Genomic DNA, 12559 nt, shown 5'->3' on the forward strand with positions numbered 1-12559 from the left:
AGATTCAGATAAACTTGATTAAAAACAAGTTCAGATTAATGGCTACATTTTGTAGTTTTGAACGAAATTAAATCTTCTACAATGAAAAAAGTACTTGTTTTGATGCTTGCGGTAATTGTTCTTTTCGCTTGCAATTCAACGTCACAAAAAAAAGAAACAATTCAAGAAAATAATACAATGAAACAGAAAGCAGAGGAGTTTGTGCCATTCGCATTAAAAACAGATTTAAACGTTTTAACAGAAAAGGAAAAACAGATGTTGCCTTTGTTATTTGACGCAGCTAAAATAATGGAAGAGATTTACTGGAAGGAAGCATTTGGCGAAAAGGATAATTTATTTAATGAAGATTTGGATGAGTACACACGTAAGTTTTTGCAAATTAATTATGGTCCGTGGGAGCGTTTGAATAATAACGAGCCCTTTTTACCGAAATATGGAAAAAAACCGGCAGGTGCCAATTTTTATCCCGCTGACCTGACAAAAGAAGAATTTAAGGGCTGGGATAATGAAAACAAAACCAGCTTGTATACCATGATTCGCAGGGGGGAAGACCGAGAATTGATTGCTATTCCGTATCATGATTTCTTTGAGGAGGAAACACAAAAAGCAGCGGATTTAATTTTGCAGGCTGCCGAGCTGGCTGAAGAAGAAGGTTTAAAAAATTATCTTCTAAAAAGAGCGGAAGCATTGTTGACAGATGAATATTTTGAAAGCGATGTTGCCTGGATGGAGATGAAAAACAACACCATCGATTTTATTGTCGGGCCCATTGAAAATTACGAAGACCAGTTGTTTGGCTACAAAGCTGCTCACGAATCATTTATTCTGATAAAAGACAAAGGATGGAGCGAAAAACTTACAAAGTTTGCTGCTTTGCTTCCGGGGCTCCAAAAGGCGCTGCCCTGCGAACAGGTATACAAAGATGAGACGCCGGGTATTGATTCCGATATGAATGTGTATGACGCCATTTTTTATGCAGGCGATTGTAATGCCGGAAGTAAAACCATTGCCATAAATTTGCCAAACGATGAGGTCGTGCGTGAAACAAAAGGAAGTCGCAAACTTCAGTTAAAAAATTCGATGCAGGCCAAATTTGATAAAATTCTGGTTCCGATATCCGACCTTCTGATTGCCGAAGATCAGCGCAAACACGTAAAATTTGATGCCTTTTTTGAAAATACAATGTTTCATGAAGTAGCACATGGTTTGGGACTTGGAAATACGACCGATAAAAGTACAACCGTTCGCGAAGCTTTAAAAGATACTTACACTTCGATTGAAGAAGGAAAAGCCGATATTCTGGGTTTGTGGTGTGTTTACAAACTAAATGAAATGGGGGAGTTGGGCGAAAAAGATATGATGGACAATTTTGTAACTTTTATGGCCGGAATTTTTCGTTCTGTTCGGTTTGGGGCCGCCAGTGCTCACGGAAAAGCGAACATGATGCGTTTTTACTATTTCCAGGAAACCGGTGCTTTTGAACGTGATGCAGATACAGGAACTTACCGAGTAAATTTTGAAAAAATGAAGGAAGCCATGCTTTCACTTTCTGAAACAATTTTGAAAATTCAGGGAGACGGTGATTACGAAGCTGCGAAATCTTTGATTGTGGAAAAAGGTTTTATTCGCGAAGAGTTGCAAAAGGATTTAATTCGAATTGGCGACGCCGGTATTCCCCGCGATATTGTTTTTGAGCAAGGACCGGAGGTACTCGGACTTTAATAAAAAATGGATAAACAGGGATTTTTTGTGGTTCCTGTTTTTTTGTTTTCATTTTTGCTTTGAACGAAGTCTTTAACTTTTTGTTAACAAGATGAACCGAAGTTTGCTTTTATATTTGTCTTGTGAGCATTTTTAAAAACATAGCAACGTTTTTTCTGGGAGCAGTATTTTTGCTGACATCTACCGGCATTGTAATTTTTGAAACCAACTGTTGTTGCTCAGAATCTGAAAAATTAAGTCTCTACATAAGTCCTGAATCCTGTCATGAAAATGAAAAGGCGCAAAAGGTGCTGGCAACAATTGATGAATGGTCTGCCGGCGAAACAAATTGTGAAGAATGTTGCAACTCCGAAAAACGGGATTGCGATTGTGCCGGACCGGAAATGAAATACATTAAGTTGGTGAACCATTTGATCAACGATGAAGTAAAATTTGTTAAACTAAAAGTACTTTCTTATACGCTGGCCAAACAGAATGATTTTTGCCTGCAACTCACAAGTGAAAACCAAAATGAAGAGGACACGGATTTTTATTCAAATCCTCCGCCACAAATAAAATCAACCCTCGATTTTCTTATTCAAATACAACAACTTAAAATCCCATTTTCTGCTTAAGATTTTGCAATTAAAATTGCTCAATAAAATTATTTGAGTTTTAATAAAAGAAATTGTTTGAAACAAGACAGGCCATTTATTTAGTCTCTCAATTTTATGTTGCCGTCTTACTTATCTTAAGCAATGAAAAATATATTAGTCTTATTTTTTTATGTATGTTTTCCTGTAATATCGTTTTCCCAAAGCATTTCAGGAAAAGTTTTTGGGAAGGGTGAAAAGGGAGAAAAGCAGCCACTTCCCGGAGTTCATATATATTGGGAAAATACCCAAAACGGTGTTGCATCAAACGACACCGGTAATTTTGAAATCAAACAAAAAGAGGGGCAGCACATGTTGGTTTTTAGTTTTGTTGGTTACACCACAAAAAAACTCCATGTTCATGGTTCAGCGCCATTGGAAGTTGTACTTGAACCCAATTTGGAAATTGAAGAGGTAACTGTAGTTCAAAAAGACCGGGGAACCTATATGTCAAAAATGGATCCGGTTCACACCGTTCGAATCGGAAATGCTGAGTTACACAAAGCTGCCTGCTGTAATTTGGCAGAAAGTTTTGAAACCAATCCTTCGGTTGATGTAAGCTACAGCGATGCGGTTACCGGTGCCAAACAAATTCGTTTACTCGGACTGGATGGTATTTACTCGCAATTGCAAACCGAAAATATGCCCAATTTACGTGGATTGGCAACCAATTTTGGTTTAACTTATGTCCCCGGTCCGTGGATGGAATCCATTCAGGTTTCCAAAGGTGCGGCTTCGGTTGTAAACGGCTACGAATCAATTGCAGGGCAAATTAATGTAAACTACAAAAAGCCTGACGATCAGGAAAAACTGTTTTTAAATGTTTTTGCCAGCGCTGAAGGACGCAAAGAATTTAACGGTAACACAAACATGAAAGTAAAAGGCGATACCATTACTACCGGATTGTTTGTACACGCCTCTGATTTATCAAAAAGAAATGATCACAACAACGATGGTTTTATCGATGAACCACTTATGCAGGTGGTAAACGTATTTAACCGTTGGAAATACAATAATTTTAAGGGATTTATGGCACAGGCTGGCATTGGATTTATGAATGAAGATCGGTTGGGTGGACAAATGGATTTCAGGGAAGATATGGAAAGAACCGTTGAAAATCCATATGGGATAAATATCAAAACCAATCGTTTGGAAGGATTCCTAAAAGGCGGTTATGTAAGCCCGAATGGCAGGACTGCCGTGGCTTTGCTTTCAAATTTTGCATACCACAAAACCAATTCTTTCTATGGCCTGAACGACTTTGATGCAGATGAAACCCGCTTTTATGCCAATCTTGTCTTAACCCGTGACCTCGATATTTACGGAAAAAATACAATTAATTCAGGAGTCAGTTTTGTTAACGACCATTTTAATGAAAGCCTGTACTCCAACCCAATAGCGCGTACTGAACAAGTGCCGGGAGTGTTTGCAGAATATACGCTAAAACCAAATGAACAATTTACGCTGATGGCCGGAATTCGTGCTGATTTTCATAATAATTTCGGAACTTTTGTTACACCGCGTATGCACATGCGTTACCGGTTTTCAGAAAATTATACATTTAGAATCAATGCAGGAAAAGGATATCGCACTGCGAATGTGGTTTCGGAAAATATCTTTCTTCTGGCCAATGCCCGTCCGCTTTTATGGAGCGACGATTCCTTTCAGGAAGAAGCATGGAATTTTGGTGCAAGTTTTATTCAGGATTATGTGCTTTTTGACCGCGATTTGCAAATCAATGCCGAGTATTTTTATACCCGGTTTCAATCGCAGTTAGTGGTCGATCGTGAAACTTCGGCAGAGAATATTATTCTTTCGCCACTGAATGGAAAATCATATGCAGGAAGTTTACAATTTGATATGCGTTACCAACCAGTTGAGAGGCTTGATGTGTTGCTGGCCTACCGTATAAACGATATAAAACAAACCATTGGCGGAGTATTAAAGGAGAAACCGCTCACAAGCCGTTACAAAGGCTTGATAAACTTAAATTACACCACTAACTTAAAAAAATGGATGTTCGACTATACCATACAATTTAACGGTGGAGGTCGTATTCCAGTGGTTTCTTCTGATGCTGCAATTGCAACAGGCCCTGAAGAGTTTGACCCTTTTACTGTTATGAATGCACAAATAACCAAATACTTCCGATACTGGAATATTTATGTTGGATCGGAGAATCTGGCTGGTTTTAAACAGAAAAATCCCGTAACAGACGCCGCTCATCCGTATGGAGAATTTTTTGACGCTACCAATGTTTGGGGCCCTGTGCTTGGCCGCCGTATTTATGTTGGACTACGATTTCATTTAAACCATTAATAAAACAAAAAAATTATGAAGAAATTAATTTTAATGGCCCTTGTTATTTTTTTAGGGGCGACAGTGAATTCAACATTCGCACAAAAAGAGACAAAAGTCGTATGCTTTAAAAGCAGCATGGATTGCGAAAATTGTCAGAAAACACTAACCGAACATCTTCGTTTTGAAAAAGGTGTAAAAGATTTAAAGGTGGATTTTAATACCAATACTATTTTTCTGGAATATAAAACAGGAAAAAATAACGACGAAGCCATCGCAAAATCTATCGAAAAAAAGGGGTACAAAGCAGAAAAAATTTCCGAGGACGAATACCATGCTTTGGTAGATAATCAGGAAGTGAAAAAAGAATAGAAAGGGGAAGTTTTAGTATAATACGCTATGACTGGATTTTAAAAAGGGACACTTTGCTGTCCCTTTTTTTGAATATGGCTGATATTAACTGAACATAATTTCATATTTTGTTTCTTTTTGAAAAACAGAAAAGTCTATGTCTGATGCTTCTGTGTGGATGAAAATATTTTTATCCTTTTGAAAATGTTGTTATTTTTGGCTTCGAATGATAAAACACAGGACAAATCATAGTGAACAACAACCTGACACATAGAATTAACCAGAAAAAAACGGTTGCCTTATTTTTTGTTTTTGTCTTTGGCTATCTGATTATCCTGATTTTTTTAATTGGAGCGCTTTATTTTTCTACGGAAAAAAGAATCAAAAATGAAATAAAAGCCGAAGAAAGATACACCTGTTTAAAAACGAGCGATATTACAAACGAAATTGTCAGGCAGATAAAATCAGATGTTTTATTTCTCACCCGGCAAACAAAATTATTCTCCGAGCAGTCGAGATATGAGTTTGAGAAACATCTTGTTGAAACTTATTATGAATTTGCTCTGTCAAAGGAAACATACAACCAGATTCGTTATATCGATGTTTCCGGAAAAGAAAAGGTCAGAATTAACTATACAGAAGGAAAAGCCGAAATTGTTGATAAAGGGAAACTTCAGGATAAATCAAAAAGGTATTATTTTCAGGAGATAAAAAGCTTGCCACAGGATTCCGTCTTTTTTTCTCCTATGGATTTGAACGTGGAGAAGGATACGATAGAAGTTCCTTTTAAGCCAATGATACGCATCGGTTCCCCTGTTTTTAACCGGCAAAAGGAGTTGACAGGGATGGTGGTTGTTAATTTTTTTGGCGATATTATCATCGATAAACTTATTTCCGAGGATGAAAGTAACAATGGAGAACTCTTATTTCTGAATAAAAACGGGTATTATTTTATTGGTCTTGAAAAAGATGTGGAATGGGGGTTTATGTTTGATGAGAAAAAAGACAAAACCTTTTTTTATGATTTTCCGGAAGAGAGTAAAATGGTTTATGAAGGCCGGGAAGGAACATTTTCAACTGCCAAAGGTATGTTTACTTTTGCTACGGTAAATCCTCTTTCCAAAGGATTTACGGACAAAGATAAAGGCGGTCGTAATTTTCTCCTTTGGAAATTAATATCTTTTGTCTCTGCCAAAGATTTGAACTTGATTATTTTGGAGGAAGTTAAATCCTGGTGGTTAGTTTTTGTTTTTATGAGTTTGATATTTATAACGCTTTTTTGGTTTTTGTCGCGAAATATCAATTTAAAAATTGAAGCGCGGCGGCAGCTGGTCGAACGGAATAGAGAATTGAGCTATGCAAATGCAACAAAAGATAAATTTTTTTCGATAATTGCCCACGATTTAAAATCACCGTTTGCCGGTTTACTTGGGCTGTCGGAAGTTTTAGCAGAAAATGCGGCAAATCTTTCAGAAGAGAAATTAAATTCGGTGACCAGGTCGGTTTACACCACAGCCAAAAATATTTTTGTACTGCTTGAAAATTTGCTGCAATGGGCACGTTTACAAACCGACAAGCTGGCCGTCAGTCTGGAGGAAGTGAACATGAATGAAATGTTGTTTGAGACAGTTGATTTGTTGCAAAAGACGGCGTCTCAAAAGCAAATTACTCTCACCAATGAAATTCCGGACGGTTTGAAAATTTATGTGGATGATGAAATGATTAAAACAGTATTTCGCAATATTATTTCTAATGCGGTAAAGTTTACGTCCGCCGGCGGAGAGATTAAATTAAGTGCAAGCGCAAAACCCGGAGACAAATTGGTTGAAGTTAAAATTCAGGACAATGGAATTGGAATGGACAATGAGCAGCTGAAAAATCTTTTCCGGATTGGTAAAGTTAAATCGAAACCGGGGACTGCAAACGAAAAAGGAACCGGACTTGGATTGATCTTATGCAAAGAATTTGTCGATCTCAACAACGGAAAACTTGCTGTTGAAAGTGAACCGGGAAAAGGAACGTTGTTTTCTGTTTTTCTGCCAGCGGCACCCCGGTAAATGTGAATTTATCCGGACCAAACTACGGATAAATTGTGTTGATTCAAAAAGTCAAATACAAAATATATATAATTTAAAAATCACCCAATGACTCAAAAACACTCTTTTTTATTCATCATTCTTTTATTATCTGCTTTTTTGACAAATGCACAGGAAAAGTGTTCTGTCCGGACAAGCATTGGTACTGCAAGTGGCATTGATGCTGTTGACGGATTTTATTTTTCTTTTGATATTGGAATTCCACTGGTAAAATCTCTGGAAATTTCACCGACATTCAATTTTTTTTCAACGCTCCCTACAGAAAGGTTGAATAACGGTTGGAACCGAAATACCGGTGCATTGATGTACTCATTGCCGGAAGGAGACAGAATGCACTATTCCGGTAATATTATGGGCTCAATGAGTATGCTTTTACTTTTTAAACCTTTCGCGCTATCCGGTAATTTAAAACTAAAAAGAAGACATGAACTTGCATTTGGAGCAGGTTTGGGCATAAAGAGTTATGCATCTGTGCGTTCAACTTATGAAAGTAATGGAGCCCATTCAGAGTTAATTGCTTTAGGGGCAAAATCGGCATGGACAATCGAGCCATATTTTGCGAAAGCTTTTTATAACTATCATTTTGCGAATCGCTTTTTTGCTGGCGTAGTTGCCAGTCTTGATGGCTTCGACGGGGAAGCGGTAGCTTTGTTTGGAGTACAGTTTGGAATTCGTTTTAAGTAATAGAGGTCGCCTCCATATAAGATGTTTTTTACCTCAAAGTTAAAGTAGTGAACTTTGGTGCTTTGATAGTATTGAAGGGGGAACCGATCATACATTTGCTGAGGCACCCGGTACCCTGTTTTCCTACATTATCGTTTAAGCGATATAAAATATTTTTGTTAGGATAGGATCAATATGGCACAAATGAAATTTGTTTTAGGTAAAAACAACATGATAACCGCCTGTAAGAAATTCCAGAATGGAGTAAGAAATTGATGGTATGAAAAGAAGTTTGTTCAGGATATCAAACAATATTCGTCAGCCGGTTTTTAAGTGTATTCTAAGGGCCATCTTATAGTTTGGGCAGCTATTGTTAATTTCATTCTGTAAAAAATTTATCTTTTCGTTTTGCTTGAAAAATTAAAAATATGAAAACATTGGTTCTTATCTTTCTTTTGGGCTCGCCTTTTTTGCTGTTTGCGCAGAAGGACCGATACAACCTATATTCCTGATTTGTCTCAGGGGGCTAAAAAAATACGGAAAGGGGGAATTGTAGCTTTGGGAGAGGCAACAATGTTTTCTGCACAGCTGACCGGACCAAACAAAATAAAAATAGGGATGAATAATGCGGTTGCGCCGGAAAACACTCAGTTGTTGCTCAATACCCTTCACTGGCTGGACGGGAAAATCGGTTAAGGTAATCTGCAGATACACAAATGAAAGAGGAGTGACCCGGCAGAAAGCGAACCATTCTTCCGTTGTTATCTTTTAAATCTCGCTACAAAAGCACAAAACAGAACACTTTTATGTTCTACAAGATTGTTTCCAACCTAAAAAATTTTTTTAGATCAAAACAGGTTGGCGATACCAAATAATTTGACATCGGGTGTAAAATTATTTTACAGCTTTTTTTGTTTTTTAATTTAAATATGTTGGTAATGACTGAGTTATATATTTGGTATTCTATTTGGTTCAGGTTTTATTGTTCTTAAAATGAAATATTCCGGCAAAGAATTAAGGAATCTATGATTGAGATAAACATTCAATCAATGTAAAACCAATTTTTATTATAAAATGAAGAACCAAATACTATCCGGACTGATTATTTTTCTTTTCATTTCGTGTGAAACCGAAGTGAAGAATATCGAAAAGAAAATTAACATCAAAGTTGATGAACGAATAGAGTTGTTGTCGATAGTCCAACATTTTACTACCTGGGCTGCATATGGACACAACCGATATGATTTGTATTATCAATCCGAGGTTGAAGAATATTTCAAACCTTATTCTGACCATCAGGCTGTGAAACTCTGTCAGGAGTTATACGATTTTGGATTTAGTTTCGACGCACCACCTACTTTTGTGTTGTATCATTCAGAATTACCCGGTTTTGAACAGAGCACTCCGTATACCGAATATTTAATCAGTCGTGCAGGCTCAGAATTAAAATTAAAAGAGTTTGCGAATTCTCTGCAGAACTTTGCCATAAAAAGTAATTTTGAAAAATTTTATAATTCCCAGACAGATTTTTACAAAAGGGTAGTCGATAGCATAAAACAAACTATACCTGATGAGAACTATATAAGAACGTTGGAAAATTATTACGGCGACAAAAAAGAAAGCTATACAATTATTGCAGATCCTCTGTTTCAACGCGGTGGATACGGCCCGCAAATTCAATCGGACGATGGCGAATTAGTTTACAGCATTCTGGGAGCTAAAAACAGTATCAATGGTTTTCCTGTTTTTGGAGATAAAAATATTTTTGAACACATCATGTTACATGAATTCAGTCATTCTTTTGTAAATCCGGTTACTGAAAGGTATCTCAAGGCTGTAAATAATTCCGAAAATTTATTTGAGCCAATTGAAAACAAAATGAGAAAAATGGCTTATCCTGAATGGAGTATATGTGTTAATGAGCACTTGGTAAGAGTAAATGTAGCCAGAATGTTAGCAAAGTTAAAACACAATAAAAGTGACATTCTTAAACAGGAATTTAATCGGGGATTTATTTATATTTACGATCTAGATTCATTAATGGAGGGGTATGAGAGCTCCCGGAATATTTTTAAAAAATATGAAGATTTTTATCCCGAAATAATTAACTATTTTGATGATAGAAACGCAAAAAAATAACCGTTTTCCGAAAGCAATCGAGGTGTAAAAAATTTTTGAAATAGCGAATTGAAATATGAAGACATTTTAGTTTTAAATAATAAATAAGGACATTATGGCGGATATACAGAATTTATTGTTGTTCATAGGATTATCCTGGATATTAATAGTTACACCGGGGCCTGATTTGATTTATGTACTTACAAAAGGTATTTCTACAGGTAAAAAAGCAGGATTGATTTCTGCATTTGGTGTAACTTTAGGGATTTTTGTTCATACAATATTGGCGGCACTCGGACTTTCAGTAATACTGAGGACTTCAGCACTTGCTTTTATGATTGTTAAAGTAGTTGGAGCCGGTTACCTGATTTATTTGGGAATCAGAACTTTGATTAACAAAGACGAGTTGATTTTGAACAAAGAAAAACAAACCTCCACCAGAAAAATATTTACACAGGGACTTCTTTCCAACACTTTGAATCCCAAAGTAGCTCTTTTTTTTATGGCTTTTTTGCCTCAGTTCATAAAAACAGACGGAACCGAAATTTCACCGGTTCCTTTCCTTGTTCTCGGATCTGTTTTTGCACTGTTTACAATGATTTTTTTAACAACATTGGGATATTTCTCTGGTGCAGTAGGACATTATCTAAAAACAAAAGAATCGGTATCCAAATGGATTAAAAATGTTTCCGGCAGTATTTTGGTTTTGCTTGGAATCAGACTTGCTTTTATGCATCAGAAATAAAAGAGAATGCACAAGACGAAGAATGTAAAGCATAATTGGGATAATTTAGGAGTTTTAGCTCGTCGCAAATTTTAATCTTTGGGTAAATTTAAAATCTGTAATTTATTTGTATATATGATGGTTCGAAAAGAAAGTACTGTCAATATATTTTTTTAAATTTGTAGCTCAATCAAATAAAAGGCAACTTAAAATGAAAATATAATTTCTTTCAGGCAGAGTAAATAAAGACAAGCCCAATAGTGGTTTGCTAACTTGTTTCACCTTTTACGAAAGAAATTATGTTGCATTTACAAAACATTTCATATTACCATCCGAATAAAGATTTACTTTTTGAGAATATTTCATTCACCGTAAACCAGTTTGAAAAAATAGCGTTAATCGGTAATAACGGAGTTGGAAAATCAACCTTGCTAAAAATTATTGCAGACAAGCTGCCGGTTTCCACCGGCCAAATCCAGTGTAAATCTCAAGCATATTATATCCCTCAGGTATTTGGGCAGTACAATCATCTAACGGTTGCACAGGCAATAAATATTGAGCAAAAATTAAAAGCTTTAAAGGAGGTTTTAAGCGGAAATATAACGGCGGAGAATTATGTTTCTCTTGATGATGACTGGACAATAGAAGACCGCTGCAACCAGGCGCTGGAATACTGGCAGTTAAATAATTTGAACCTGTACCAAAAAATGGAAACGTTAAGTGGAGGACAAAAGACAAAAGTATTTTTGGCGGGAGTCTCCATTCATCAGCCCGAGCTGGTTTTACTGGATGAACCGAGCAATCATTTGGATATGGCGGGAAGACAGTTGCTATACGACTTTATTCAATCTGCCAAATGTTCTCTGGTTGTAGTCAGTCACGACCGGAAATTGTTGCAGCTTTTGCATTCAACGTATGAGTTGAGTAAAAACGAAGTTGCGGTTTATGGTGGCAATTATGACTTTTATGTGCAGCAAAAACAGATAGAAAATAATGCTTTAAGCCAGGATATACAAAGTAAAGAGAAGGCGCTTCGGAAAGCCAGGGAAAAAGAACGTGAAACAGCAGAAAGACAACTGCGGATGAATGCCCGGGGAAAAAAGAAACAGCTAAAGGCAGGAACTCCTAAAACCATGATGAATAAAATGAAAAACGATTCGGAAAACAGCGCTTCAAAACTAAAAGGTGTTCATGGTGAAAAAATTAGTGGTATTTCACAGGAGTTGCACAAATTACGTTCTCTGTTACCCGACATCGATAAAATGAAATTTGGGTTTGATGCTTCCGCCCTGTATAAAGGTAAAATACTGGTCAAAGCAACAAACATCAACTATAGCTACGATTCTGAATTATTGTGGGCGGAAAACCTGGATGTGCTTATTAAAAGCGGAGAACGTATTGTTTTGCGCGGATTAAACGGTTCAGGAAAAACAACGTTGATCAGGTTGATTTTAGGAACCCAGGAACCTCAAACCGGAACCATTTACAGGGCGGAGAATCAGACGGTTTACATCGATCAGGATTATTCTTTAATCAATAATGGTCTGACTATTTATGAACAGGCACAATTGTTTAACATCACCGCGTTACAGGAACACGACGTAAAAATACGGCTTAGCCGCTTCCTGTTTTCCGGAGAAGACTGGGATAAGCCTTGCAGTGTGTTAAGTGGCGGTGAACGTATGCGTTTAATGCTTTGCTGTTTAACCATTCATAATCAATCGCCCGATATTATTGTTTTAGATGAGCCGACAAATAACCTGGATATTCAGAATATAGAAATACTGACCTACGCCATAAACGAATACAAAGGAACTTTAATCGTTGTATCTCATGATGAAAGTTTCCTCGAGCAGATAAAAATAGAACGGTCGATTCAGTTGAAAAGCTATAAAGAGTAATAATATAATAGTGAAAAGCAACCGGCTGTTTTATATTTCTTCATTTCAATTTTT

10 protein-coding genes are annotated in these 12559 nt (G+C 36.7%); all 10 read left to right on the top strand.

All coding sequences use genetic code 11. The annotated features are described in order from the left end of the window. The first annotated feature begins 81 nt into the window (after positions 1-81). The 10 genes from GM418_RS25305 to GM418_RS25350 all read left to right on the top strand — a co-directional run bounded on the left by GM418_RS25305 (position 82) and on the right by GM418_RS25350 (position 12505). The gene (locus GM418_RS25305; protein WP_158870149.1) at positions 82-1722 is read left to right on the top strand and encodes a dipeptidyl-peptidase 3 family protein; all 1641 of its coding nucleotides are present in this window, start codon (positions 82-84) and stop codon (positions 1720-1722) included. Between the two features lie 122 nt (positions 1723-1844). After that, positions 1845-2336, top strand: a complete 492-nt coding sequence (locus tag GM418_RS25310) for a hypothetical protein (protein ID WP_158870151.1) — start codon at positions 1845-1847, stop codon at positions 2334-2336. Positions 2337-2459: 123 nt separating this feature from the next. After that, entirely contained in the window at positions 2460-4673 is a 2214-nt protein-coding gene (locus tag GM418_RS25315; protein WP_158870153.1) for a TonB-dependent receptor, read from the top strand. A 15-nt stretch (positions 4674-4688) separates the two neighbouring features. Continuing rightward, complete coding sequence (locus GM418_RS25320) at positions 4689-5024, top strand: heavy-metal-associated domain-containing protein (RefSeq protein ID WP_158870155.1); 336 nt, start codon at positions 4689-4691, stop codon at positions 5022-5024. A gap of 230 nt (positions 5025-5254) precedes the next feature. Continuing rightward, entirely contained in the window at positions 5255-7060 is a 1806-nt protein-coding gene (locus GM418_RS25325) for a sensor histidine kinase (RefSeq protein ID WP_158870157.1), read from the top strand. 87 nt (positions 7061-7147) lie between these two features. Further along, complete coding sequence (locus GM418_RS25330; RefSeq protein WP_158870159.1) at positions 7148-7783, top strand: hypothetical protein; 636 nt, start codon at positions 7148-7150, stop codon at positions 7781-7783. A 456-nt stretch (positions 7784-8239) separates the two neighbouring features. Continuing rightward, a complete protein-coding gene (locus GM418_RS25335) occupies positions 8240-8458 on the top strand; it encodes a hypothetical protein (protein WP_158870161.1) in 219 nt (72 codons plus the stop codon). A 378-nt stretch (positions 8459-8836) separates the two neighbouring features. Further along, complete coding sequence (locus GM418_RS25340) at positions 8837-9901, top strand: DUF4932 domain-containing protein (RefSeq protein WP_158870163.1); 1065 nt, start codon at positions 8837-8839, stop codon at positions 9899-9901. A 94-nt stretch (positions 9902-9995) separates the two neighbouring features. Beyond that, positions 9996-10625: a LysE family translocator gene (locus tag GM418_RS25345; protein WP_158870165.1), complete on the top strand. Its 630-nt coding sequence runs from the start codon at positions 9996-9998 to the stop codon at positions 10623-10625. A gap of 278 nt (positions 10626-10903) precedes the next feature. Then, the gene (locus tag GM418_RS25350) at positions 10904-12505 is read left to right on the top strand and encodes an ABC-F family ATP-binding cassette domain-containing protein (RefSeq protein ID WP_158870167.1); all 1602 of its coding nucleotides are present in this window, start codon (positions 10904-10906) and stop codon (positions 12503-12505) included. The last annotated feature ends 54 nt before the right edge of the window (positions 12506-12559 follow it).

Origin of the sequence: Maribellus comscasis, assembly GCF_009762775.1 — a bacterium.
GTDB classification, from domain to species: domain Bacteria; phylum Bacteroidota; class Bacteroidia; order Bacteroidales; family Prolixibacteraceae; genus Draconibacterium; species Draconibacterium comscasis.